Raw genomic sequence first — 26,349 nt, 5'->3', positions numbered from 1 at the left:
AAACGCGACTACATTGCTCACACAACTTTCTATAAAAAACTTTGCACTCATTGATTCTTTACAAGTAGAATTTGATAAAGGATTAACGATCATTACTGGTGAAACTGGAGCAGGAAAATCTATTCTCCTTGGCGGATTGGCATTGATATTAGGAAAGCGTGCAGATTTATCTTCTTTAAAAGACAAAACACACAAATGTGTGATTGAAGCTGAATTTTCTATAAAAAAGTACAAGCTTAAAAACTTTTTTGAAGAAAAGGATCTCGATTACGATCACGATACCATTATACGCCGAGAAATATTGCCTTCTGGAAAATCGAGAGCTTTTGTAAACGATGTTCCTGTTCGTTTGGATGTATTAAATGCTTTGGGCGATCAATTGATAGACATCCATTCACAACATCAAACATTACAGCTAACAGACAATCAATTTCAATTTCAAGTGATTGATATATTGGCAGCTGTTTCTGATGAAGTTGATTCGTATCAAACCGTATTAAAAAAATATCAATCCACAGAAAAAGAATTACGAAACATACAAAAAGAACGTGCAGCTTTAGAAAAAGAGCATGATTATAATATGTTCTTGCTTAAAGAATTGGAAGAAGCTAAATTAGAAGGTTTGATTCTTGCCGATTTGGAAGCACAGTATGAACGCTTGAATAATGCAGAAGACATCAAAACGAATTTAAGTGCTTCCGAACAAATACTCTCGGACGAACAAATAGGTGTATTAAATTTGCTTTCAGAATTGCAAGCAGCTTCAGGGAAACTGGCAGATATTGCACCTGAATTTCAGCAACTGGCAGCACGTGTAAAAAGCTCTTATATTGAATTGGATGATATTTACAATGAAATCATCAACTTGCAAGGAGAAGTTTCTTTTGATTCATCAGTATTTGAAGAAATCTCAGGAAAACTTCAAAAAATATTCGATCTACAGAAAAAACACAATGTACTAACGGTTGAAGAACTACTATCGATTCAATCAGAACTTTCAGAAAAAGCTTCCGTTTCAGAAAACATAGATGAGGTCATTCTAGCAAAAGAAAAAGAATTGCAAGAACTGAGCAAACAACTCAAGCAAATAGCAAAAACAATTCACGCAAAACGTTCTAAAGGGATTCCAACACTGGTGCAGCAACTAGAAAATATGCTGGCAACATTGGGTATGCCAAATGCACGCTTTGATATTAAGGTACAATTGGCCAATCAATTCTATTCAAACGGAATGGACGATTTACAATTCTTATTTGCTGCCAACAAAGGAGGAAACTTCAACGAGTTGAAAAAAGCAGCTTCTGGTGGAGAATTATCACGAGTAATGTTGTGTATCAAAGCTATCTTATCTAAATACATGCAATTGCCTACGATTATGTTTGACGAAATTGATACAGGAGTTTCGGGAGAAGTAGCCAATAAAATGGCAAAAATCATGCAGCAAATGAGTAAAAGCATGCAAGTATTTTCTATTACGCATTTACCACAAATTGCTGCCAAAGGAAAGCAACATTTTAAAGTCTATAAGCAAGACATAAACGAAGTGACAACCACGCAATTAAAACAATTGCAAACAGAAGAACGTATACAGGAAATTGCGCAGATGTTAAGTGGTGCTAAAATCTCAGATTCAGCCTTGGCAAACGCAAAAGAATTATTACAATTGTAAAAAAGAAGATTCGAATCGTAGAAATCGATCAATTCAATCTTTTACCATATCTTTGAACCAGCAAACGACTAAAATAAACAAGCATGTCATATAACTTATTAAAAGGAAAAAGAGGAATCATATTTGGTGCTTTAGATGAAAACTCTATTGCATGGAAAACTGCAGAACGTGTGCATGAAGAAGGCGGAACATTTGTATTAACAAATGCACCAATTGCAATGCGTATGGGGAAAATAAAAGAACTAGCAGAAAAAACGGGTTCAGAAATTATTCCTGCAGATGCTACAGACCTTGAAGACATTCAAAACTTGGTAGACAAGTCAATGGAAATCCTTGGCGGAAAAATTGACTTTGTATTACATTCTATTGGAATGTCTGTAAATGTTCGTAAAGGAAGACATTATACAGATTTAAAATACGATTGGATGACCAAAGGTTGGGATGTTTCTGCGGTATCTTTTCACAAAGTAATGCAAACACTTTACAAAACTGATGCAATGAGTGAGTGGGGAAGTATTGTAGCGTTAACATACATGGCTGCACAACGTACATTCCCAGATTACAACGATATGGCAGATAACAAAGCCTATTTGGAATCTATTGCACGTAGTTTTGGTTATTTCTTTGGAAAAGAGAAAAAAGTACGTGTAAATACCATCTCCCAATCACCAACACCAACTACGGCTGGACAAGGAGTAAAAGGGTTTGGAGGATTTATCTCGTATGCAGAAAAAATGTCGCCGCTTGGTAATGCGACTGCGTTAGATTGTGCAAACTATACAGTATCATTATTCTCGGACTTAACAAAGCGAGTAACGATGCAAAATCTATACAACGACGGCGGATTTTCTAACACAGGTGTTAGTCAGGAAGTTATTGAAAGATTCTCAGAAGAATAAAAATACACACATATCATTTTAAAAATGCCTCTAAGGAATCTTAGAGGCATTTTTTTGTGAAAAAATAACGTTGATATTGAGTTCGATTGAAATTATGAATTATGTTTTGGTGCTTGCATGAAAAAATATTCATACATAGAAAAATTTTAAATTGTTTGCAAACCCTAGTAAACACATAGGTTTTCTCAGTAATACTCAGCTTTATTGTTGATTTTGACAAAGAGATATAGTGTTAAATATTTGTGAAGTTTCAGTTGTTTTAATAGCTTAGGAGTCTCGAACTCAATAAATTATTTACCGACTGCTTATGAAAAGACGACTACGTATCACCTTTTCTATCATAATATATACCTTCTATTTTCAACTAAACGCACAAATTTATTTTGAAAATCAAGCGTCAACTATTGGAGTTGATGACTATAGTGGTACTATTTATCTTGGAGGAGGAATCTCTTTCTGTGACTACAATGATGATGGATGGGACGATATTACCATTGCAACGCAAAGCGGTGATCCTTTAAAAATCTACAGAAATAATGGTGATGGAACGTATGCGCTTGAAACTACATTAGTTCCAAACAATAATGCGCAGCAAAAACAGGTGATTTGGGTCGATTTTGACAATGATGGAGATAAAGATTTATACGTTTCTGGCGATGTAGATGGAAGTCGTTTATATAGAAACAATGGAACCGGACTCACTGATGTTACTGTTGCGAGTGGTCTACCAATTGCAGCTCAAGATAATTTTGGAGCTTCTTGGGGCGATTACAATAATGATGGGAATTTAGATTTATTCTTATGTAACAGAGGATTAAGTCTTCCGCAACCAAACTACTTATATAAAAACAATGGTGATGGTACGTTTACCAATGTAAGTGCAGCGGCTGGGATTGACAATGGAAGTCATTTATCCTTTTGTTCCGCATTTTTTGACTACAATAATGACGGTTGGCAAGATATTTACATGGCAAACGATAAAGTAAACACTACAAATATTCTCTACAAAAATAATGGCGATGGTACATTTACAGATGTAAGTGAAGAATCGGGAACGAATCTAGCAATAGACGCAATGTCGGTTACAATTGCGGATTTTGATAGAGATAGTTGGTTTGATATTTATGTGACGAATGGAATTCCTGGAAACTATTTGTTAAGAAATAATGGTGACGGAACTTTTACCAACATAGCTTCAGGAACAGGAACGATGTTTGAAAGCATAGCATGGGGATCTGTATTTTTGGATGCCGAAAATGATGGTGACTTAGATTTATACGTAAGCGGATCATTGGATGGAGCTGTGCCAATGCTAATGTCGGCAGCATTTTACACGAACAATGGCAATGGAACATTTAGCATAGAAAGTAGTTCTGGATTTGAAAACGACACAAGCGAAAGTTATGCCAATGCTATTGGAGATACAGACAATGATGGTTTTCCTGAAATTGTAGTAAGCAATTCTGGCGGCGATGATATCTTTCTGTGGAAAAATCAAACGGTATCAACTAATAACTGGCTAAAAGTAAACTTACAGGGTGTTGCTAGTAACAAACAAGGTGTTGGTGCTACAATAGAACTCAAAAGTGAAGGTGTATCACAATATAGATATACAGTCTGTGGAGAAGGGTATATATCACAAAACTCAGAAACAGAATTCTTTGGAATAGGAAATAACGCAACAATAGATTATGTGAAAATTACTTGGCTTGGTGGAGCGCAGGACATCTTATATAATGTAGCGCCAAATCAAGCATTAAATATTATAGAAGGCAGTAATCCTTTAAGTACAGAAGAATTTCAAGAAAAAACGGCAATTCAAGTTTATCCAAACCCAACGACAGGAAAAATTTGGGTACAAACTACTACAAATGAAACATATAAATATATTGTTTTTGATAGTAAAGGAGCGCACGTAAAAAATGGTAAAATAACGGAACAAGATTATATAGATATTACAGCGCTATCTTCGGGCTATTATATGCTTAAAATAATAGGAGAAAATAAGGTGTTTAATAAAAAAATAATGTTAAAATAATGCAAACATAAACAGTAGGAAAAATCTCTTTTTTGGTATTTTATCGACAAAAAAACGTTTTTCAACGATATTAACGTGTCTGATTCAAAAAAATTGTGGTTCTTTCTATTGATATTCAACTAACTAACAAAAATCAAACTTATTTATGAAAAAAATTACACTTAAAATTTTTATGATTATGTGCTTGTTAGGTACCTATGTAGGTGTCTCTCAAACATTAAATCAAGCTGCAAATTGGCCTAATGCAGGTTGGACACTTTCCGGAACATATACCGCAGGTGGATTGTTATCTGATCCAACAGGAGCAGGAACTTCATTAACATGGGATGATGATGCAGCTGGAAACGGTTCTGCAGATGATATCCAAGCTACTTCACCAGTAATCGATCTTACTGCTGCAAATGGAGCTGGAGAAACATGGATTACTATCAATAGCGCATTTACTTATAGAGCTCTTGGTGGTGATGTTTTAATCATTGAAACGTATGATGCAGATGCTATGACGTGGTCTACATTACACACATTTGCAGGAAACTCAACTGTAAATGATTTTCAAACATGTGCGAATACAGAAGCTTATACAACACCTATTTTAGATATTTCTGGATTTACAGCTACTCAATTATCTGGTTTTCAATACCGTATTTCTTACAATGACCAAGGAGGTTGGCAATGGGGATGGTGTGTAACTTCACCAACAATTACATCTGCTGCACCGCCGTCATGTATTGATCCTTCTATGTTAACTGCATCTTCTATTACTGATACAACTGCTGATTTAGGTTGGACAGAAGGTGGAACTGCTACAGCATGGGATATTGAAATTTTAACAAGTGGAACAGCTGCTACTGGTACGCCAACGGCTTCAGGAGTTGGAAACCCTTATAACGCAACTGGACTTACAGCTGAAACAGCATACGACTTTTATGTAAGAGCTGACTGTGGTGGATCTGGAACATCTGCTTGGATTGGACCATTTACATTTACAACAGCTTGTGCAGCAACTGCAGCACCTTATACAGAAGATTTTGAAACGTTCACGCCTGCTGTTGATGCAGCATTTGCTTCTGAAAACTGTTGGACAGGAAGTAACACTGGAGCATCTTATTTCTGGGAATCTGCAGCTGGTACAGACGCAGGATCAGGAGGAACTGGACCAGATCCAACAATTACTACTGGGAATTATTTTTATACGGAAGCTTCAGGAGCAGCAAACGGAGATGTGGCTGAATTAGTTTCTCCATTAGTAGACTTAACAGCATTGACTGCACCTGCATTGACATTTAACTATCACATGTTTGGTGCACAAATAGGTACTTTAGATGTAATTGTTAATGGAACAACAAATGTTTGGACATTATCAGGACAACAACAAGGATCTGCTACTGCAGCATGGGAATTAGCTGTTGTTGATTTAGCTGCATATGCAGGACAATCAATTACTATAACGTTAAGAGGAACTGCAGTTGGAACTTTTGAAGGAGATATTGCAGTTGATAATGTATCTTTTACTGAATTACCAGCATGTTCATTACCAAATGCATTAAGTGCTACGATGATCACAGATACAACTGCTGATTTAGGTTGGACAGAAAATGGAACTGCTACAGCATGGGATATCGAAATCGTTGATATTACTGCTTCTGGAATGGCAACAGGAACACCAACAACATCAGGAGTTACAAATCCTTATACAGCAATGGGACTTACACAAAATAATGATTATGCTTTTTATGTAAGATCAGATTGTGGTGGAGGAACATTCTCTGCTTGGGCTGGACCATTTAATTTCTCAACGATAGAAACTTGCCCAACACCATCAGGATTAACGGCGACGAATATTATGGAGACTACTGCTGACTTAGGTTGGACAGAAAACGGAACTGCAACTACTTGGAATATTGAATTAGTAGATATCACTGCAGGAGGAACAGCTACTGGAACAGCTACAGCTACAGGAGTTATGACAAACCCTTATAGTGCTACTGGTTTAGTAGGAGATAATAACTATGAATTTTATGTACAAGCTGATTGTGGACCAGGTGGAGTATCTGCTTGGGCAGGACCATTTGCATTTGCTACGCCTTATGTAGCGGTACCACCATCATGTACTAACGGAATTTTCTTAGATTCTGGAGGTAGCTCAGGTGATTATGGAGTTGGTGAAAACATTACATATACAATCTGTCCAGATATGGCAGGAGATGGTGTAAATGTTGAATTTACTTTCTTCTCTGCAGAAAATAATGGTACAGGATGTTGGGATGGATTAACAATTCATAACGGAGCTGATGCTATGGCAACAACAATTGACCCTGCTGGAGGTGGAACAATCTGGTGTTGGGATAGAAATGATACGCCAGCAGCAGGATCAGGAGATTTACAAGGAATGACAATCACGTCTACAGATGCTTCAGGATGTTTAACATTCGTATTTACATCTGATGGATCTGTAACTAGACCAGGATGGACTGCTAATGTAACTTGTGCACCTTTATCTGTTGAATCTGCTGAAGCTAGAGGTTTCTTACACTATGTAGATACTGTAAACAATAGTTTTGTAGTAAATGCACAAAGTAACATCGCTTCTATTGAAGTATACAATTTAGTTGGACAAATTATTACGACTGCTAGACCAAACGATGCTGCAGGAGAAGCTAATTTAGGTTCAGTTAAAAATGGAGTGTTCTTTGCAAGAGTAACTTTAGAAAATGGAAGAACTTCAGTTGTAAAATTCGTGAAGTAATTCTATAAAAATATATTTATTATTAAAAGCTGCTCTATATAGAGCAGCTTTTTTTATACCCAATATTTTATAAATTACATCATTTTTTTTAGTCTCTTAACGAATCAATCGAATAAAATATCATTAAAAACTGGAGCTTTTACTTTATGTAAGTAACTGTTAAAAGTGTTGTGTATGCTATATAAACGATAAAATAATCCTTTTATAGATCATTAATAAGAACCATCTTCATTAGATGGCTTTTCTAAAGAAATAATTCTTATATTTATGTAAACTAACTAATCAAAGCTAATTACATGAAAAAAACTACAATTAAAGTTTTGTTTATAATGTTTTTTGCATTTACCTATGTAGGTTTTGCACAAACATTAAATCAAAATGCAATGTGGCCTAATACAAACTGGTCGCTTACGGGAACATATAACGCAGATCCGTTGGCTCTAGAAGCAGATCCTACTGTTTCAGCAAATTTTGCTTTCGATGATGATGATGCAGGAAACGGAAGTGATGACGACATTGCAGCCGAATCACCAGTAATTGATTTAACTGCAGCACATACAGCAGGAGAAACATGGATTTCAATCTCAGGAAATTTTGTTTACAATTATAACAATGATGACATTTTACAATTCGAATATTGGGATGCAGACGCAAGTACTTGGAATCTATTTAGTGGACCTTTTAATGCAGACACAACAGGACCTCCAACAAATGACTTTTGTGCAGGAACAGCTGAAGCATACACTACAGACGTTCTTAACATCGTAGGATTTACAGCAACGCAGTTATCAGGTTTCAGGTATCGAATTTATTTTGATGATTTAGTAGGTGGACCAGGTTTTGAATGGGGATTTTGTTTTGAATCTCCAACAATTACTTCTGCAACACCACCATCATGTCCAGATCCATTAGCATTAATGGTTGCTAACATAACAGATACAACAGCAGATTTATCATGGACAGAAAGTGGATCAGCAACGGCTTGGGATGTTGAAATTGTTACAACTGGAACAGCACCAACAGGAACTGCAACAGCTACTGCTGTTTCAAATCCATATACCGCAACTGGACTTACGGAAAATACAGAATACGACTATTATGTTAGAGCTAATTGTGCTGCAGATGGAACTTCAGCATGGATTGGACCATTAACATTTAGAACAGCTTGTGCAGCAATAGCAGCACCATATTCAGAAAATTTTGAAACATTTACAACAGGAACAGCAGCATTTGTATCTGAAAATTGCTGGACTGGAACTGGAGGAAGTTACTATTGGGAATCTGCGCCAGGAACAGATGCAGGATCAGGAGGAACAGGACCGGATGCCTCAATTACAACTGGAAACTATTTCTATACAGAGGCATCAGCAGGAGCAAATGGCGATACAACAGATTTAGTATCTCCATTAGTAGATTTAACAGCATTAACAGATCCTTCATTATCATTTAACTATCACATGTTTGGTGGACAAATAGGAACGTTAGATGTTTTAGTAAACGGAACAACAAATGTATGGACTTTATCAGGAGAACAACAAACAAGCGCAACAGCTGCTTGGGAAATTGCAGTAGTAGATTTATCAGCGTATGCTGGTCAAACGATATCTGTTACATTTAGAGCAACAAGCGCTGGAACATTTGAAGGAGATATCTCTATTGATAATATAGCATTTGATGAATTGCCATCTTGTGCTGCACCAAGCGCACTAACAGCAACGAATATTGATGGTTTTTCCGCTGATTTAGGATGGACAGAAAATGGAACAGCTACTTTATGGAATATTGAATTAGTAGATGTTACAGCTGGAGGAACTGCTACAGGAGCTCCTACATCAACTGGAGTTTCAAACCCTTTTAATATAACGGGATTAACACCTTCTAATGATTATGAATTTTATGTATCTGCCGATTGTGGAGCAGATGGTAGATCTACATGGGTTGGACCATTTTTGTTTACTACAACAGTGGCGTGTCCAGCACCTTCAGCATTAACTGCAACGAATATAATGACAACATCTGCAGATTTAGGATGGACAGCTGGAGGATCAGAAGCACTTTGGGATATTGAAATCGTAGATATTACTGGTGGCGGAACTGCAACAGGTACGCCAACAGCAACAGGTGTTGCCAATCCATATAATGCTACTGGTTTAACAGATAGTAATGACTATGAATTTTATGTAAGAGCAGATTGTGCAGCTAATGGAACTTCTACTTGGACAGGACCATTTGCTTTTACAACAGCTTGTCCTGCATTAATGGCACCATACACAGAAGATTTTGAAACATTTACAACAGGAGGTGCTGCTTTTACAGCTGAAAATTGCTGGTCTGGAACTGGTGGTGCATATTATTGGGAATCTGCTCCAGGTACGGATGTAGGATCAGGAGGAACTGGACCAGATCCGACTATTACAACAGGAAACTATTTCTATACTGAAGCATCAGCAGGAGCACTTGGTGATACAACAGATTTAATATCACCATTAGTAGATTTATCAGGACTTACAGCCCCTGCATTACTATTTAACTATCATATGTTTGGTGCACAAATTGGAAAGCTAGACGTATTAGTAAATGGAACTACAAACGTATTCACAATTAATAGTCAACAACAAGCATCAGCTACTGATCTATGGGAACTTGCAGTAGTAGATTTATCCGCATTTGCAGGTCAAACAATATCTGTTACATTTAGAGGAACAAGTGGAGGAACATTTGAAGGAGATATTTCTATTGACAATGTTTCATTTACTGAATTACCAGCATGTCCTACACCAAATGCTTTAACAGCTGCGATGATTACGGATACAACAGCTGATTTAGGTTGGACAGAAAACGGAACTTCAACAGCTTGGGATATAGAAATTGTTGATATCACTGCTGGTGGAATGGCAACAGGAACACCTACAGCTGCAGGAGTTACAAACCCTTATACAGCAATGGGACTTACTCAAAACAATGATTATGCTTTTTATGTAAGAGCAGATTGTGGTGGAGGAACGTTCTCAGGTTGGGCTGGACCATTTAACTTTTCAACATTAGAAACTTGTCCTGCACCAGCTGGGTTGACTGCTACTAGTATCATGGAAACGACAGCTGATTTAGGTTGGACAGAAAACGGAACAGCAACTTCATGGAATATAGAATTGGTAGATATAACTGCTGGAGGAACTGCAACAGGAACTGCAACTGCATCTGGAGTTATGAATCCATACATGGCAACAGGATTAGTTGGAGATAACAACTATGAGTTCTATGTACAGGCTGATTGTGGACCAGATGGAGTATCTGCTTGGGCAGGACCATTTGCATTTGCAACACCTTATGTAGCTGTGCCACCAGATTGTACAAATGGAATCTTCTTAGATTCAGGAGGAGCTTCTGGAGATTATTCAATTAATGAAAATATCACATATACAATCTGCCCAGATATGGCAGGAGATGGAGTGCAAGTAACATTCAACTCATTCAGTACAGAAAATAATGGGGCTGCGGCTTGTTGGGATGGATTAACAGTTCATGACGGAGCAGATGCTACAGCTACAACTATTGATCCTCCAGGAGGTGGAACAGTTTGGTGTTGGGATGAAAATGACACACCAGCTGCAGGTACAGGAGACTTAGAAGGTATGACAATTATTTCTACAGACGCTTCTGGATGTTTAACATTTGTATTTACATCAGATGGTTCTGTAACTAGACCAGGATGGGACGCAACTGTAACATGTGCGCCATTATCTGTTGAATCTGCTGAAGTTAGAGGCTTTATTCACTATGTAAATACCATAAACAATAGCTTTGTGGTAAATGCACAAAGTAATATTGCTTCTATTGAAGTATACAACTTAGTTGGACAAATATTGGTAACTGAAAAGCCAAATGCAGCTTCAGGAGAAGCGTTTTTAGGTTCAGTTAGAAATGGAGTGTACTTTGCAAGAGTAACTTTAGAAAATGGAAGAACTTCAATTGTAAAATTCGTGAAGTAATTCTATAAAAATATATTTATCATTAAAAGCTGTTCTTCATTGAACAGCTTTTTTTGTTTCCCTATATTTGCTGCATGCAAATAAAATTCTCAATTGTTGTTCCTGTATACAATAGACCAGATGAAGTCGAAGAACTATTGGAAAGTATTTCTAAACAAACGTTTCAAGAAGATTTTGAAGTAGTTATTGTAGAGGATGGATCTTCACAACCTGCAAAAGATGTTGTTGAAGCTTATAGCGATTCGCTAAACATTAGTTATTACTTTAAACCAAATTCTGGACCAGGTGATTCGCGTAATTATGGAATGAAACGAGCAAAAGGGAATTATTATTTAATATTTGATTCAGATTGTATTTTGCCACCGCAATATTTATCGGAAGTATCAAAAGCTTTGAGAAATAAATACGTAGACTGTTTTGGCGGACCAGATGCAGCACATAGTTCTTTTACAACCATACAAAAAGCAATTAGTTATGCGATGACAGCTTTTTTAACCACAGGAGGAATTAGAGGTGGAAAAAATGCTGTTAACAAGTTTCAACCAAGAAGTTTCAATATGGGAATCTCTAAAGAAGCTTTTGAAAAAACACAAGGTTTTGGACAAATTCATCCAGGAGAAGACCCAGATTTAACCATTCGAATATGGAATGCAGGATATGAAACAGTACTAATTACTGATGCTTACGTATACCATAAACGTAGAATTTCTTGGGAAAAGTTCTATATTCAAGTAAACAAGTTTGGAATGGTACGCCCAATACTTAATGTATGGCATCCAGAAACGGCTAAACTTACCTATTGGTTTCCAACACTATTTTGTATAGGTTTCTTAACTTCAATAATTCTAAGTATATTTTTTGTTTTTCATTGGTTTTTAATAGGATATGCTGTATATTTTATAGCCATATTACTAGATGCATTGCGAACAACAAAAAACCTGAAAATTGCGTTTTTATCAGTAATTGCAGTTTGTATTCAATTTTATGGTTATGGTGTTGGTTTTTTAAAGTCAACTATTGCATTAAACATTTTTAAACAAAAACCTGAAGAACGATTTCCAAAACTCTTCTTTAAAAAATAAACATGCTCAAAGGAATTAAAAGTTTATTTGCCGCGACAATCAAAGGGAAAAAAATCAATGTATTTTTAATCTTCTTTGTGATCTCTTTTATTGTGTGGACATTTGTTAAACTCTCTAATACCTACACAGACACTATTACAATGACTGTGGCATACACAAACTTATCAGACGATAAAATTCTATTAGGAAATCAAGAAAACACAGTGCAAGCGCAAGTAAAAACAACTGGTTTCCGTATGTTACGTCAAAAATTCTTTAAAAAAGAAATAGAAGTCGATTTAAAAAAAGTAGCAAAAACGAAAACTGAAAATACATTTTATGTACTTGCAGACGATGCCATTAACAAGCATATTTATCTAGATATTGAAATTTTGAAAGTATCACCCGATACATTATTTTTTAAATTAGGAAAAAACAAAACCAAACGCGTTCCAGTAATTCATCAATTAGAATTAGAATTTGAACAAGGCTATAATTTGTACGATTCATTACGTATAGAACCAAAGCTTATTGAAATTTCGGGTCCAGAAGATGTAGTAGACAAATTGAAAGTAGTATACACAGAAATTAAGAAATTAGAAGATATCAATACGAATATTGATTTGGAGTTAACACTTCTGAAAAATGATTCATTAAAGAGACTGACATATTCTCAATTGGCAGTAAAAGCTGTTGCAAAAGTGGATAAATTCACAGAAGGAAAACTAAATATTCCATTACAAGTGCAAAACCTTCCAAAAGGATATTCTATTAAATTATTTCCTAAAGAAGTAAGTGTCACGTACACAACAAATGTATCTGACTTTAATAAAATTACACAAAACGATTTTACAATTTACTGTGATTATAATGATGTGAAAAACTCAAAGGCATCTTTTTTTATCCCTAAATTGGTAAAATATCCTAAAGCGGTAAAGACATATCGTATTGAAAACAAAAAAATAAACTTTTTAATTAAAAAATGATTGTAGGACTTACAGGTGGTATTGGTAGTGGTAAAACAACTGTAGCAAAGATGTTTTATGAATTAGGCGTGTCTATTTATATTGCAGATATTGAAGCTAAAAATTTGATGCACACCTCTAAAGAAATCAAAGAGGAGCTTATTGCAACTTTTGGGGAAGAAACTTATAAAAATGGAAAATTAAACAGAAGTTATTTGTCTAATATTGTTTTTAATCAACCAGAAGAACTAAAAAAAATAAATGCTATTGTGCATCCACGTGTTGGTCAGCATTTTAAAGATTGGTATGCTGCACGAAGCAAAGAAAAATATATCATAAAAGAAGTAGCTATTTTATTTGAAAATGACTCCTATAAGCATTGCGACAAAATTATTACCGTTGTAGCGCCTCTAGAAGAGCGTTTTCATCGTTTGCTACAAAGAGACCAAACCACACGAGAAGCCATTCAAAGTCGAATGAACAATCAGTGGAATGATGCTAAAAAAATAGCACTTTCAGATTATGTAATTCAAAATGAAGACTTGGAAAAAGCAAAAAATCAAGTAGCTAAAATACATCAAGAAATATCGCTGTTGAGCGATAAAATCTGATGAAATTAACATATTTGTTAAGGTTTGGTTAAAAAGTTAATATAACCAATATTATACGTTAATTTTGATCGAATGAGTAAACGATTATTTATTGTTCTAGTCATTTTGATGAGTCTATCACTCATCGGGATTATATTTGTTCAAGGATATTGGATCGCTTCTGGTGTAGAAGAGAAACAAGAATCATTTTCCTTAAACGCAAATCAAATTCTAAAAAGTGTATCAGAAAGTGTAACAGAAAATGAAAATACAAGATACTATTTAAGATTTCAAAAATTAATAGATAGTGTCGGTGATCCAAAGGATTCACAAATTTTAAATGTCTTTCAAATTACTAGTAGAAATGAAAAAAACAATGAAACTAGTATTTATACACGCGGTATTTTAGAAGAAGATTTTGATATTTTCCCTACGTTCATTGACAGTACTTCAGAAGATGACAGCACTTCCATCAAAAGTTTTAAGCGCATAGAAACACGCGTTATTTATCGTGAAGATTTTTTAGACGATGCTAATTTAAAATTGTCGCCTGTACAAAAATTTAAAAAGGTGAACAGTGTTTCTAAAATGATGGCACAGTACAAAGATATTATCAATGAGATGACAAAACAAGCGCCTATTGATGAGCGTGTTACAACAGATTTGTTGTCATTTGCGATAGAAGGATATTTGGAAGAATTGGACTTGGATCTTGATTTTGAATATGGTGTGTACGATGACGGACTTGCTACAAAGATAAAATCTGATGGATTCAAAATAACCAATGACGGAATGTACGATGTTCCGCTTTTTGAAAATAGTGATGGCGAAAGTGGATATACTTTATTTGTAAGTTTTCCTAAGAGAAACAAATATGTACTATCGTCTATCATGGGAATGGCAATCATGTCTATAGTTTTTACGTTAATTATTATAATAGCATATTCTAGTGCCTTGTATCAGTTAATAAAACAGAAACAGATTTCTGAAATAAAAACAGATTTTATCAATAATATGACGCATGAATTTAAAACGCCAATTGCAACAATTAATTTGGCTTTAGACGCGGTGAAAAATCCAAAAGTCATTGATGATAAAGAAAAAGTAAAACGCTATTTGCGAATGATTCGAGAAGAAAATAAACGAATGCATGCACAAGTAGAAAATGTACTGCAAATTTCCAAACTTGAAAAAAACCAATTGGAAATCAGTAAGGAAGAAGTAGATGTACACGACTTAATTGAAGATGCAATGTCACATATTGAATTGATTGTAGAAGATCGAAACGGATATGTAAAAACGCATTTAGAAGCAGAAGATACTATGGTGATGGCAAATGACACACACTTTACCAACGTTTTGGTAAATGTATTTGACAATGCTATTAAATACACTGAAGGAGAACCAAAGATTGATATTTACACTGAAGTAGTGAAAAATAATATACAGATTAAAGTAAAAGATCAAGGACAAGGAATGTCCAAATCTGTACAGAAAAGAATATTTGAAAAATTTTATAGAGAACATACAGGTGACATACATAATGTAAAAGGGCACGGACTTGGATTGGCTTATGTAAAACGTATTGTTGATGACCACAGTGGTCAAATAAGCGTTGAAAGTGAGAAAGGAAAAGGAAGTACATTCATTATCAAATTACCATTAATATCGTAACTAACATGGAGATTCAAAACAAAAAAATTTTATTAGTAGAAGATGATCCGAATTTTGGAACTGTATTAAAAGACTATCTATCAATGAACGATTATGACGTTGTTCATGCAAAAAACGGAATGGAAGGATTTGAAAAATTCAAAAAAGACAATTACGACCTTTGCATACTTGACGTCATGATGCCGTACAAAGATGGTTTTACACTTGCGAAAGAAATTCGTGAGAAAAATACAGAAGTTCCAATCATTTTCTTAACTGCAAAAGCATTAAAAGAAGATGTAATGAAAGGATACAAAGTAGGCGCAGACGACTACTTAAACAAGCCTTTCGATTCGGAAGTATTATTGATGAAAATCAAAGCAATAATGCAACGCAAAACATCAGATTCAGTAGCAGACAGCAAACAATTTGAATTCGTTATTGGAAGATTTAGTTTAAATTCAAAGCTTCGTTTCTTGACATTCGATCAAGAGGAGCCAAATAAACTATCGCCAAAAGAAAACGAATTACTACGTTTACTAGCTTTACACGAAAATGATTTAATGCCAAGAGAACTTGCATTAACAAAGATTTGGAGAGATGATAACTATTTCACTTCAAGATCTATGGACGTTTATATAGCAAAACTACGTAAGTATCTAAAAAGAGATGAAGACGTGGAAATCTTAAACATTCATGGTGAAGGATTTAGATTAGTAATCAAAAATAAAGCAGAGTAGTAGAGAGCTACTTTTGTTTCCCCGAAACACTTGAAAAAAATAGTCGACTTCCCGAATGTCGACTTTTTCAATTATTCTCTAGTAAGTCTATGGATAATACTTGAATGTTGCGGATACTCTTTCGTCAACTCCGTACGATCTGCCAATTCGAAATCATCAAAGTCGAATCCTGGAGCTACTGTGCACCCCACAAATGCATAGGAATCTTTTTCTGTTACGCTTGAAGCGAACCAACAACCCGCAGGAACTACTAATTGTGGAGCTTCTCCGTTACTAAAATTCATTCCAACTTTATATTCTGTATATGCTCCATTTTTATCAATGACATGAACACTAAGTGAACTTCCACCGTAAAAATGCCAAATTTCATCTTGTTTAATTCTGTGAAATGCAGAAAAATTCTCAGAAGTCAATAAAAAATAAATACTAGTGCAATAACTGCGATCACCTGAAAAATCATCTGGCAAAGCATCTTTAGGAATTACAGATGCACTTCTATATACTTCTTTATAAAAACCGCCTTCTGGATGTGGTAATAAATCTAAGCTTTCTACTAATTTGTTTATTTCGGTGTTCATTTTTTTTTGGTGTTAGGTGTTGGGTGTTAGGTTTTTTGGTATCGCTTTGCTCTTGGTATGTTTGTATTTATAGGTTACACAAATAAATAATAATACGTCACTACAATGTGGTAGTCTGTTTCTAATTGAAATTGGTGTTCCTTTTGAAACAGATTGCTTCACCTGTGTCTCGCAAAGACGTTTCTAATAATTTAAAGACACTAACAATCTAACATGTCTAAAAATCTAAGAAAGTCTCTCCTCAATCTTCTTTACAATCGTTTCTATATTTTCTTCATAATCAAACCAAAGTGTATTTTCATCTCTGCGAAACCAAGTTCCTTGTCGTTTCGCAAATCGTCGAGTGTTTTTTTGAATCTCGCTCACGGCGAATTCCAACGTACAGTTTCCATCCATATACTCAAAAAGTTCCCGATAACCAACCGTTTGCAAAGCATTCAAGGTTTTATGCGGATATAATACTTTTGCTTCTTCAAGCAAACCTTCGTCCATCATAATGTTGACACGTCTGTTAATACGATCGTACATGATTGGTCTATCTGCTGTCAAGCCAACTTTAATAGCTGTAAAATTTCGACTGGCAGTTTTATCTTTCAAAAAGCTAGAATATGGTTTTCCACTTCCAATACAAATTTCTAAAGCGCGTATTAAACGATGCGGATTTTCAAGCGCAACACGTTCATAATATACAGGATCAAGCTTTTGTAATTGCTGTTGAAGCGCAACAATTCCTTCATTCTCTAGTTGTTCATTTAGTGTTGAACGAATATTCGGATCTACCTTTGGAAAATCGTCCAAACCTTTAATCACTGCATCAACATACAAGCCACTTCCGCCAACCATAATGACAATATCATGTTTTTTAAACAACTCATCAAGTGTAGCAATAGCATCTTTTTCAAATTGTCCTACATTATAGCCATCAAAAATGCTGATATGTTGAATAAAATGATGTTTGGCAGCATTCAACTCTTCCGAAGAAGGAACAGCAGTACCAATCGTCATTTCTTTAAAAAACTGTCGTGAATCGCAAGAAATAATCTCTGTGTTGAAATGATTGGCAAGTTTAATGCTCAATGCTGTTTTTCCAATAGCAGTAGCACCAACAATAGAAATAAGGTATTTAGACATGGAAAAGTGTATTAATCAGTTTCTTCAGGATTTAGGATTTCACCACAATCATAACAATATTCTGCTTTATCATGATGCCCTTCAGTAGCGCAACTTGGGCATGATTGTGTATTGAGATGAATTTCATCTTTATCCATTGTAGCAAACTCAGCAGTTACAATTCCCGTAGGAACGGCTATAATTCCGTAACCCAGAATCATAATAATAGATGCTATAAATTGTCCCAAAGGAGTATGAGGTGCAATGTCACCATACCCAACTGTAGTCAGCGTTACAATTGCCCAATAAATACTTCTAGGAATGCTTGTAAAACCACTTTCTTTGTCACTCTCTATCAAATACATTACAGAGCCTAAAATGGTACAGAGAATTAAAATAAACATGATAAACACGCCAATTTTAATTCGACTCGCTTTTAAAGCGCGCATAATATTATTTGATTCGCCAATATAACGTGCTAATTTTAAAATTCTAAAAATACGCATCAAACGCAATGCTCGTAAGGCAATCAACGATTGAGATCCCACGATAAAGAACGATAAATACATTGGAATGGTAGATAGAAAATCAATAATTCCGTAAAAGCTAAAAATATATTGAGATGGTTTTCGAATCGAAATAATTCGAGCAAAATATTCAAGCGTAAATAGTATTGTAATGATCCATTCTGCAGTGACAAGAAAATCGCTATGCTTTCCAGCAAAATCATCTACACTTTCTAGCATTACCAATGCAATACTAGCTAATATTAATACTAACAAAACTACGTCAAATAGCTTTCCAGCTCGCGTATCTGCTTCGTAAATGATTTCGTGAAGTTTTGATTTCCAATTTTTTGCCATGTTGCTAAAATACTATAATTTCTGTTTAATACCGAGTCGTGTATTTTTTTGAAGAATGGACAACTTAGCAAAAAACGCTTTCAATTCTTGATATTCTTCTGGCTCAAAGTAAAAATTATTAAGAATAAGCTTGAATGTTAAATTCAATTGCCCGTTTTGTTGAATCACTTTTAAACCACAAACTGCTTTTCCACCAAGCAAAGTAAAGTTTTGATTCTCTGGAACATTCGAAAACTCATAATTTGGAGGTAGCGACAGTAAAAAACGGGTTGTATATACACGTGAAAAAGCAAAATCTACAGGATATGATCGTTTGACAAGTGTAAATGGATTTTTGGAAAATACTTTTAGAAAAAATGGATCTAAAAATGTTTCCGCATTTGCAAATCCATCTTCATCAAAGGCTAATGTAAAGACTTCTTTTAGTGGTTTTTGCACGTTTACACGTTCTTGTACATCATATTCTGAAACTTCCAAAAATGGCAAGCTTTCTTCAAAATCGTCTAAATATTCTTCCGTAGTTTGTTCTGCTAAAGCAGCGCGTTTTTGATACGCCAAATACCCTGTATTTGCTTGCGAAAGTTTTCCTTTTGCAGTTCCATCTTCGTTCACATTAATAGTCACCATTGTACTCTGACGATTTTCAGCATATGGATTAATGGTAAACCAATAACTAGGTTTCTTAAAATCCATGGCGCGTCCGTTGTAATTCAGTGCGCGAGTTGGCAACAAACCAAAAGAAAGTTGTTTCTCTGTGGCGTCTAACAAAAAGCTTTCATTACCAATAGTTACTTTTGCAATTAAATAATTAAAATCAGACATTACCGGATGCTTTTGTGTCGGTAATCCTTTGGCGCGAGTTGACAGCATTACGGTTTCCGTTTTAATATCAGCGGCAAGCAAACTATTTACTAACGACAGATTGATTTCTGCGGCATTTCCCGTTTTATTCTGAAAAGCTTGTCGCACATTTGCATCTCCAAATAGTCCATATTTACCATTCCAAGCATAATGATTCTTTATTAACTCATATACTTTTTGAGCTTTTTTAAGTTCAGATGATTCATTCATGATTTCGTCTGAAAGATGATGTTTAAAGAATCCTTTTTTACGAACCTGCGCGCCAATATTTTTATCTTTACGCATTTCTTTGTCAACCGCTTTCCAAGTTTTAGTATATACCTTTTTTCCACCATTGAAGAGAACTTCTTCTGACAATTCAAAGGCAATTTTAGATATATAATTATTTCTAGAAAGCATATATGATTCTTCCGTAAACGCGGGAATATCTTTCATGGCGTATTTTAGCAATTCGCAATCGGCTCTACCAATGATGCCAGGAACTTTAAAACATCGTTTTTTTACAGATGCTTCATTGATATCTAATTTTTGAAAGCCTTTTAAGCTTCTGTTATAACGAAAGTTAGCAGGGATTTTAGCATTAAACTCACTATACATTTTTGGAATATTCGATTGAAAATCCCAACCTTCAAAATTGTAATAAAAAGGAGATTCGAGAGTATATTGATATTCAATAACGCTTCCAACTTTTACATTGGGAAAAGTGAATCGTGTCTCGCCATAAAAACTATTAACATCTACAGAGAACACTTGATCCTTTGCCAATTCGTCTGTTTCATTAGGATTGTGGGTAATTGCTTTTACATTTTTAATAACTTCAAAAGCATTTTTACCTTTATAAAATGGAATTTGAATTTTTGCAGCTTGTTCAATTCCTTGTTTGTCTAAAATTTTAATTTTCGCATAAAAATGCTTGATTATAAAATACTGATCATTAATCACTTCAAAATAATTTTCTCCGTATTCTTCTAACACAACGGCATGTGCTGTAGTATCTTTTTTGTACTCAGTCATTTTCAGTTCGGCTGGAGAAACTTTATTAAACTTTAGACTCATTGGATTTTGCCCATAGCAAAACAGAGTACATAACATGGTAAGTAGTAGGTAAATCGGTCTCATAAATGTAATAATATGTTATAATGTAATGATTTTCAGCTTATTCTTGCGACGAAGATGACTCTGAATAATATGTTGTACATCTCTATTATTTTGCATCGGAGTAATGATGCTTTTCAGTACGTCTTTATTGGTAATTTGATAATTAAGACTATAAAAACCAAAGCCTTTATATTCGCCGTTTTCAATTAAAATTGCGCTGCGTTCATCATGATGACGCCCACGGTCAATAATAAGCATGTCTTTATTTAAATAACTGTACTTATCAATGGCTTGTTGCGCACGTTCGTTATAACTTTCAGGAGTTTCTTCCTGGATGCATCCACCTTTACATTCTTTAATTGTATACTGAAAACAATGATTTTTAGAAACATACAATTCGTTTATTTTTTGACACAAAGAAAATTCTTCGGTCAACTTAAACATCACATGTTTGGCTTGTGACAAGTTGGTAAATGTGGTAATGTATTTTTTACGTCCATCTGCTTTTTCAATGCGAAAACCAATATAGCCGTGTTCATTTGTATATGAACTCATAGCATATTGAAAAATACTTCTTCGTTGCGCACGATTGTAGATGGGTTTTTTAAGCTTTATTTCTTGACTTTCTTTTAAAAGTGCTACCAATTCGCTTCCTGTGCGTTCAAAAGTAACGGCAGCGACTTGTTTTTGTATTTTTTTAGATTTATTATTTGTGCCTGTAAAATGTTGATTGATGCGCTTTTTGATGTTTTTGCTCTTCCCGATATAAATAATATCACCTTTTACATTATGCATATAATATACACCAGTCTCAGATGGCAAACCTTCAATAATATCGAGTAGGCGTGTGGCTACCTTTTTTTTAATTTCTGTTTTAACAGCTTGTTGAATGATGGTTTTTTCAGAATCTTTATCTAACAATAACTGAAATAACTTTACAGTAGCAAGTGCATCGCCAGAAGCTCTATGTCGGTCACTCATAGGAATTCCTAAAGCTCTTACAAGTTTTCCTAGTTTGTATGATTCCATTTCTGGAATGAGCTTTTTAGAAAGTTCTACCGTACATAAAGATTTGCGTTTGTAATCGAAACCTAAGCGTTTAAACTCCATTTGAAGAATTCGGTAATCGAAGGTTGCATTGTGTGCTACAATAATACAATCGGTCGTAATTTCTACAATACGCTTCGCAACTTCATAGAATTTTGGTGCATCGCGAAGCATTTTAGAGTTAATTCCTGTCAAATTCACCACAAAAGGTTGGATTTCTCGCTCAGGATTTACAAGGCTTATAAACTGATCTACAACTTCATGACCATCAAATCTATAAATTGCTATCTCTGTAATACCTTCTTCATTATATTTTCCACCAGTGGTTTCTATGTCTACTATTGCGTACAAACGATATGCATTGTTTTAGGATTTGGGTATAAATATAAAAAGATCCTAAGGATGTTTCCTAGCTAATGACGCTTAATCTTTGAAAATTATGGATGAAATGCATATAAATACCTTTTTGGTAGTTTTCTTACAAATTTTTAGCTGTGGTTTTATCAATATTTTAAGAATGATAATTTCGAGCACCAAAAATACTATTACCAATACGAACCATTGTGCTTCCTTCTTCTATAGCCAATTGATAATCGCCACTCATTCCCATAGAAATAACTTCTAAACATTCATGAATAATTTGTAAAGAATCGAATGTGTCTTTTAGTTTTCTAAACTCTTGTTGCACTTGCGTGAGATTGTCTGTAAAAGTAGCCATTCCCATAACACCAACAATTGTGATATTTTCTAGTTCTTGAAATGCTTCGGAAGCGAGTAATGTAGTAGCTTCTTCGGCAGACATACCAAATTTAGAATCTTCTTCTGCAATTTTGATTTGAAGCAAACAATTAATCACACGATCGTGTTTCTTTGCTTGCTTATTGATTTCTTTTAAAAGCTTAAAATTATCAACGCCGTGAATTAAATCTACAAATTCAGCCATGTACTTTACTTTATTTCGCTGTACATGACCAATCATATGCCAAGAAATGTCTTTGGGCAATACTTCCCATTTTGAAGCCATTTCCTGAATTTTATTTTCACCAAATATACGTTGTCCTGCATCGTAGGCTTCTTGTATATCTGACACTGGCTTGGTTTTAGAAACTGCTACTAGCGTTACACTTTTTGGTAAATCATTTTGTAATTCTTGTATTTTTGATCCTATTGACATAAAAGGTAATTGTTCTTCAAAAAATAAAATTAATTTCACTCATAACTCATAACTCATAACTCATAACTCATAACTCATAAACCAGTTAAAACTCATAAATAGTAACACCACTGCGCAATTTTGGTTCTATATATGTGCTTTTTGGCGGCATCGTTAAACCTTCGTCTGCAATGTGTTTCATTTCATCCACATTCACAGGAACGAGTCCGAAACCAACAGAAAACTCACCTGAATCAATTCTATTTTTCATTTCAATGACATTGTGCTTGTCGTATCCATAATCAATTCGGCTATCGTTTCGTAAATCGCTAATACCTAAAATAGGCTTTAAAATGGTGATGTATAAAATATGTGTGTCTAGCTTGCTTAACGAATCGGTAAAATTATAATCGGTCATACGTAAGTATAAAGAGTAAAATTCGCCATCCAAATACATGCTAAAGTGATGTTTTTTAGAAGGTTTATACAGTTCGCGACCTCTGTTTTCAATACGATATACTTGATCGAGTTTCAATAAAAACTGTTCTTTCGATAAACCGTTTAAATCTTTAATCAATCTATTAAACTCATAAATGCGTAATTCTGATTCAGGAATCAAATAACTCATAAAATAATTATAAGCTTCTTTGCCAGTATGCACATTGTTTTCTTCTTTAGAATCAACACTTAATAAATACGAAGAAGCCGAACGATGATGTCCGTCAGCAATATATATTTCGGGCATTTGTGAAAACTCATCTTGAATGACTTTGATGTCGGTTGCATCTTCCACTAACCATAAATAATGTGTGTCACGATATGTTGTAGTAAACTCAAATTCGGCACGTGTCGTTGTATATTTTTGTAAAATATTTCCAATTATATCTGAATCTGGATAGGTGAGAAGCACAGGTTCGGCATTGAAACCAACCGTTTTTAAATATTCTTTAAAAATCTGTTCTCTATATTCTATCGTATCTTCATGTTTTTTGATGATATTATTTTGATAGTCTTCCGTACTTGCAGCAGCTACAATTCCTGTAAAGACTTGCTGTTCGCGGTTTACAACTCTGTATATATAGAAACTTGGCGAATCATCTTGAATAAAAATTCCATCTTCTTTAAATTCAGAATAACGGTTACGAACCAAACCATAGCGTTCTTTTCCTGAAATTTCCTTGTGGTATTTGTACCCAGGATTTACAATATGTAAAAATGAAAATGGATTGTAATCTAAACGTGCTTCGCGTTCGTCCTGTGTATAACTTTGATACGATCGTGCAGCGACAAGACTTACTTTGTCACGTGTTGGTCGTACTGCTTTAAATGGATGTATTTTTGCCACTTTTTAGTTTCTGTTAGATTTGATAAATGTTGTAGGATTTAGAAATCCTTTGGTGTTTTTACTATATCCACCGCCGATTTCCATAAAAATATCCTCACGAATTTCTAAATGTAAATGTGCGTAATATGCGCCATCTGCATTGCCAATGGTGCCAATTTTCATTCCTTTTGTCACAAAGCTACCTTTTTTTACGGAGATTTTGTCACAATGTGCATACAAGGATTCGTAATAATTGCCTTTGTATTTATGAACAATGCGAATTACATTTCCCCAACCGTCACCATAGTTTTCTGCAAACTTTACATATCCATTTCCAATAGCGTAAATAGGATCGCCTAAATCTGTATTTCCACCGCCTGTTCCGTTCCAATCGTCACCTAAGTGATTGTTTACAGTAAATTTTTGTGCGTTGTAATAGCCTTTTGCACTTGGTTTCCCAACAGGAAAATCAAACCCTTTGGCAATATAGCTTGGTTTTTTGGAGAAGATTGTATCAAAAAAGACAAATGAATCTTGCGAAACATTTGTCTTTTTTAGTTGATTTTTGGACACGTTTTTTTGCTCAGTTTGTTTACAACCAAGCAAACATAAACATAGTATTACTACGAGTTGCTTCAAACGTTTAAGTATGTTTTGAATTTATTTAAATCGTCTTCTGAGTAAAAAATATCTTGAGCAATGTATGCGTATTTAGTTTTTGTAACATATGCAAGCCAATATCCGTCACGAGTAACTACATTCTGAATTTCCCCAGTTTTGTATGAAGAACTTTTGTCACCTTGTGTAATTTGCAATGTATCTGCATCAAACTGTATGCTAGTTTCCGAAAAAAACGATTCTAAATTCTTCACGAAAGTGAGAATAAGATAACTAAAACCAGCTACAGCTAATACAATTAAACTATACAAAGCAATCATACGTCCAAGTTGCCAACCTAATAATAAGGTCCATACAATAAGAAAAGGTAAAAGTTGTAACAGACTTCTTGTCAATAGAAAAAAGAAGATTTCTCGATACTTTTTACTTGTCAGGTGATACGTTTTGGTATCAATCATTAGCTAAACATTTTTGCGACTTTTTCCGCTTTTCTACTTTCAGAGTAATCGTAAAACCCTTCTCCAGATTTTACACCTAATTTTCCAGCCATTACCATATTTACTAATAGTGGACACGGCGCGTATTTTGGATTTTTAAATCCTTCATACATTACATTTAGGATAGACAAACATACGTCTAGCCCAATGAAATCAGCCAATTGCAAAGGTCCCATCGGATGTGCCATTCCTAATTTCATTACCGTATCAATTTCTTGAACACCAGCAACGCCATTATATAATGTTTCAATAGATTCATTAATCATTGGCATTAAAATTCTGTTAGCAACAAATCCAGGATAGTCATTTACTTCTGTAGGTACTTTGTTTAATTGTTTAGAAAGCTCCATAATGGTTTTCGTTACTTCATCAGAAGTATTGTAACCACGAATAATTTCTACCAATTTCATAATTGGCACAGGATTCATAAAGTGCATTCCAATCACCATTTCAGGACGCGAAGTTACCGCTGCAATTTGTGTGATTGATATGGAAGATGTATTGGTAGCCAAAATAGTATCTTCTGGACACAATTCGTCTAAATCTCTAAATATTTTAAGTTTCAAATCTACATTTTCAGTAGCAGCTTCTACTACTAAACCAGCATACTCAACACCATCTTTAATGCTTGTAAACGTTGTAATATTGTTTAATGTATTTTGTTTATCTTCTTCCGAAATACGTTCCTTAGCTACCATGCGGTCTAAGTTTTTCGTAATAGTTGCTATTCCTTTATCTAAAGAAGTTTGAGAGATATCTATTAATTGAACTTTAAAGCCAAATTGAGCAAATGTATGCGCAATTCCATTGCCCATTGTTCCTGCTCCGATAACAGCTACATTTTTCATAA

At 34.7% G+C, this 26,349-nt stretch carries 20 protein-coding genes; 10 read left to right on the top strand and 10 right to left on the bottom strand.

Features of this window, described 5'->3' with window-relative positions; genetic code table 11:
• The first annotated feature begins 13 nt into the window (after window positions 1–13).
• The 10 genes from recN to ACRBBL_RS08340 all read left to right on the top strand — a co-directional run bounded on the left by recN (window position 14) and on the right by ACRBBL_RS08340 (window position 16,350).
• On the top strand, window positions 14–1,669 hold the full coding sequence (recN, locus tag ACRBBL_RS08385; RefSeq protein ID WP_431368582.1) for a DNA repair protein RecN: 1,656 nt from the start codon (window positions 14–16) through the stop codon (window positions 1,667–1,669).
• Window positions 1,670–1,752: 83 nt separating this feature from the next.
• On the top strand, window positions 1,753–2,568 hold the full coding sequence (locus ACRBBL_RS08380; protein ID WP_431368581.1) for an enoyl-ACP reductase FabI: 816 nt from the start codon (window positions 1,753–1,755) through the stop codon (window positions 2,566–2,568).
• A gap of 307 nt (window positions 2,569–2,875) precedes the next feature.
• Complete coding sequence (locus ACRBBL_RS08375) at window positions 2,876–4,606, top strand: FG-GAP-like repeat-containing protein (protein WP_431368580.1); 1,731 nt, start codon at window positions 2,876–2,878, stop codon at window positions 4,604–4,606.
• Window positions 4,607–4,751: 145 nt separating this feature from the next.
• A complete protein-coding gene (locus ACRBBL_RS08370) occupies window positions 4,752–7,352 on the top strand; it encodes a T9SS type A sorting domain-containing protein (RefSeq protein ID WP_431368579.1) in 2,601 nt (866 codons plus the stop codon).
• 296 nt (window positions 7,353–7,648) lie between these two features.
• Window positions 7,649–11,341 carry a fibronectin type III domain-containing protein gene (locus ACRBBL_RS08365; RefSeq protein WP_431368578.1) on the top strand — a complete coding sequence of 1,231 codons (3,693 nt, stop codon included), beginning with the start codon at window positions 7,649–7,651 and terminating at the stop codon, window positions 11,339–11,341.
• Between the two features lie 74 nt (window positions 11,342–11,415).
• Window positions 11,416–12,423, top strand: coding sequence for a glycosyltransferase (locus ACRBBL_RS08360; protein WP_431368577.1), 1,008 nt, complete (start codon window positions 11,416–11,418; stop codon window positions 12,421–12,423).
• Between the two features lie 2 nt (window positions 12,424–12,425).
• Entirely contained in the window at window positions 12,426–13,388 is a 963-nt protein-coding gene (locus tag ACRBBL_RS08355) for a CdaR family protein (protein ID WP_431368576.1), read from the top strand.
• Window positions 13,385–13,978 carry a dephospho-CoA kinase gene (gene coaE, locus ACRBBL_RS08350; RefSeq protein ID WP_431368575.1) on the top strand — a complete coding sequence of 198 codons (594 nt, stop codon included), beginning with the start codon at window positions 13,385–13,387 and terminating at the stop codon, window positions 13,976–13,978. The genes ACRBBL_RS08355 and coaE overlap by 4 nt, the downstream gene beginning before the upstream one ends.
• Before the next feature lie 72 nt (window positions 13,979–14,050).
• Window positions 14,051–15,631 (top strand): sensor histidine kinase, encoded by a 1,581-nt coding sequence (locus tag ACRBBL_RS08345; protein WP_431368574.1) that lies wholly within the window; start codon window positions 14,051–14,053, stop codon window positions 15,629–15,631.
• A 5-nt stretch (window positions 15,632–15,636) separates the two neighbouring features.
• On the top strand, window positions 15,637–16,350 hold the full coding sequence (locus ACRBBL_RS08340; RefSeq protein ID WP_431368573.1) for a response regulator transcription factor: 714 nt from the start codon (window positions 15,637–15,639) through the stop codon (window positions 16,348–16,350).
• Between the two features lie 71 nt (window positions 16,351–16,421).
• Here the strand turns inward: ACRBBL_RS08340 and ACRBBL_RS08335 are convergent, their stop codons facing one another.
• The 10 genes from ACRBBL_RS08335 to ACRBBL_RS08290 all read right to left on the bottom strand — a co-directional run bounded on the left by ACRBBL_RS08335 (window position 16,422) and on the right by ACRBBL_RS08290 (window position 26,347).
• The gene (locus tag ACRBBL_RS08335; RefSeq protein ID WP_431368572.1) at window positions 16,422–16,928 is read right to left on the bottom strand and encodes a cupin domain-containing protein; all 507 of its coding nucleotides are present in this window, start codon (window positions 16,926–16,928) and stop codon (window positions 16,422–16,424) included.
• 225 nt (window positions 16,929–17,153) lie between these two features.
• A complete protein-coding gene (gene miaA, locus ACRBBL_RS08330) occupies window positions 17,154–18,059 on the bottom strand; it encodes a tRNA (adenosine(37)-N6)-dimethylallyltransferase MiaA (RefSeq protein ID WP_431368571.1) in 906 nt (301 codons plus the stop codon).
• Window positions 18,060–18,070: 11 nt separating this feature from the next.
• A complete protein-coding gene (locus tag ACRBBL_RS08325) occupies window positions 18,071–18,901 on the bottom strand; it encodes an ion transporter (protein WP_431368570.1) in 831 nt (276 codons plus the stop codon).
• A 12-nt stretch (window positions 18,902–18,913) separates the two neighbouring features.
• Window positions 18,914–20,818, bottom strand: coding sequence for a DUF3857 domain-containing protein (locus ACRBBL_RS08320; RefSeq protein WP_431368569.1), 1,905 nt, complete (start codon window positions 20,816–20,818; stop codon window positions 18,914–18,916).
• A gap of 78 nt (window positions 20,819–20,896) precedes the next feature.
• Window positions 20,897–22,258, bottom strand: a complete 1,362-nt coding sequence (locus tag ACRBBL_RS08315; protein WP_431368568.1) for an exonuclease domain-containing protein — start codon at window positions 22,256–22,258, stop codon at window positions 20,897–20,899.
• Window positions 22,259–22,418: 160 nt separating this feature from the next.
• Window positions 22,419–23,081 carry a YggS family pyridoxal phosphate-dependent enzyme gene (locus tag ACRBBL_RS08310; RefSeq protein WP_431368567.1) on the bottom strand — a complete coding sequence of 221 codons (663 nt, stop codon included), beginning with the start codon at window positions 23,079–23,081 and terminating at the stop codon, window positions 22,419–22,421.
• 85 nt (window positions 23,082–23,166) lie between these two features.
• Window positions 23,167–24,405 (bottom strand): DUF1015 domain-containing protein, encoded by a 1,239-nt coding sequence (locus ACRBBL_RS08305; RefSeq protein WP_431368566.1) that lies wholly within the window; start codon window positions 24,403–24,405, stop codon window positions 23,167–23,169.
• 3 nt (window positions 24,406–24,408) lie between these two features.
• Window positions 24,409–24,957: a M23 family metallopeptidase gene (locus tag ACRBBL_RS08300; protein ID WP_431368565.1), complete on the bottom strand. Its 549-nt coding sequence runs from the start codon at window positions 24,955–24,957 to the stop codon at window positions 24,409–24,411.
• A 62-nt stretch (window positions 24,958–25,019) separates the two neighbouring features.
• A complete protein-coding gene (locus tag ACRBBL_RS08295) occupies window positions 25,020–25,460 on the bottom strand; it encodes a hypothetical protein (protein WP_431368564.1) in 441 nt (146 codons plus the stop codon).
• The gene (locus tag ACRBBL_RS08290) at window positions 25,460–26,347 is read right to left on the bottom strand and encodes a 3-hydroxybutyryl-CoA dehydrogenase (RefSeq protein ID WP_431368563.1); all 888 of its coding nucleotides are present in this window, start codon (window positions 26,345–26,347) and stop codon (window positions 25,460–25,462) included. Before ACRBBL_RS08290 ends, ACRBBL_RS08295 begins: the two co-directional genes overlap by 1 nt.
• Between the last annotated feature and the right edge of the window lie 2 nt (window positions 26,348–26,349).

Source organism: Kordia sp. (genome assembly GCF_050633145.1).
Classification (GTDB): Bacteria; Bacteroidota; Bacteroidia; order Flavobacteriales; family Flavobacteriaceae; genus Kordia.
This window is presented reverse-complemented; position numbering and strand designations above follow the sequence as displayed.

Bases quoted from the DNA above. Each gene is read 5' to 3' on its own strand.
- ACRBBL_RS08380 (WP_431368581.1), top strand. From the start codon at position 1,753: ATGTCATATAACTTATTAAAAGGAAAAAGAGGAATCATATTTGGTGCT.
- ACRBBL_RS08375 (WP_431368580.1), top strand. From the start codon at position 2,876: ATGAAAAGACGACTACGTATCACCTTTTCTATCATAATATATACCTTC.
- ACRBBL_RS08370 (WP_431368579.1), top strand. From the start codon at position 4,752: ATGAAAAAAATTACACTTAAAATTTTTATGATTATGTGCTTGTTAGGT.
- ACRBBL_RS08365 (WP_431368578.1), top strand. From the start codon at position 7,649: ATGAAAAAAACTACAATTAAAGTTTTGTTTATAATGTTTTTTGCATTT.
- ACRBBL_RS08360 (WP_431368577.1), top strand. From the start codon at position 11,416: ATGCAAATAAAATTCTCAATTGTTGTTCCTGTATACAATAGACCAGAT.
- ACRBBL_RS08355 (WP_431368576.1), top strand. From the start codon at position 12,426: ATGCTCAAAGGAATTAAAAGTTTATTTGCCGCGACAATCAAAGGGAAA.
- coaE (WP_431368575.1), top strand. From the start codon at position 13,385: ATGATTGTAGGACTTACAGGTGGTATTGGTAGTGGTAAAACAACTGTA.
- ACRBBL_RS08345 (WP_431368574.1), top strand. From the start codon at position 14,051: ATGAGTAAACGATTATTTATTGTTCTAGTCATTTTGATGAGTCTATCA.
- ACRBBL_RS08340 (WP_431368573.1), top strand. From the start codon at position 15,637: ATGGAGATTCAAAACAAAAAAATTTTATTAGTAGAAGATGATCCGAAT.
- ACRBBL_RS08335 (WP_431368572.1), bottom strand. From the start codon at position 16,928: ATGAACACCGAAATAAACAAATTAGTAGAAAGCTTAGATTTATTACCA.
- miaA (WP_431368571.1), bottom strand. From the start codon at position 18,059: ATGTCTAAATACCTTATTTCTATTGTTGGTGCTACTGCTATTGGAAAA.
- ACRBBL_RS08325 (WP_431368570.1), bottom strand. From the start codon at position 18,901: ATGGCAAAAAATTGGAAATCAAAACTTCACGAAATCATTTACGAAGCA.
- ACRBBL_RS08320 (WP_431368569.1), bottom strand. From the start codon at position 20,818: ATGAGTCTAAAGTTTAATAAAGTTTCTCCAGCCGAACTGAAAATGACT.
- ACRBBL_RS08310 (WP_431368567.1), bottom strand. From the start codon at position 23,081: ATGTCAATAGGATCAAAAATACAAGAATTACAAAATGATTTACCAAAA.
- ACRBBL_RS08295 (WP_431368564.1), bottom strand. From the start codon at position 25,460: ATGATTGATACCAAAACGTATCACCTGACAAGTAAAAAGTATCGAGAA.
- ACRBBL_RS08290 (WP_431368563.1), bottom strand. From the start codon at position 26,347: ATGAAAAATGTAGCTGTTATCGGAGCAGGAACAATGGGCAATGGAATT.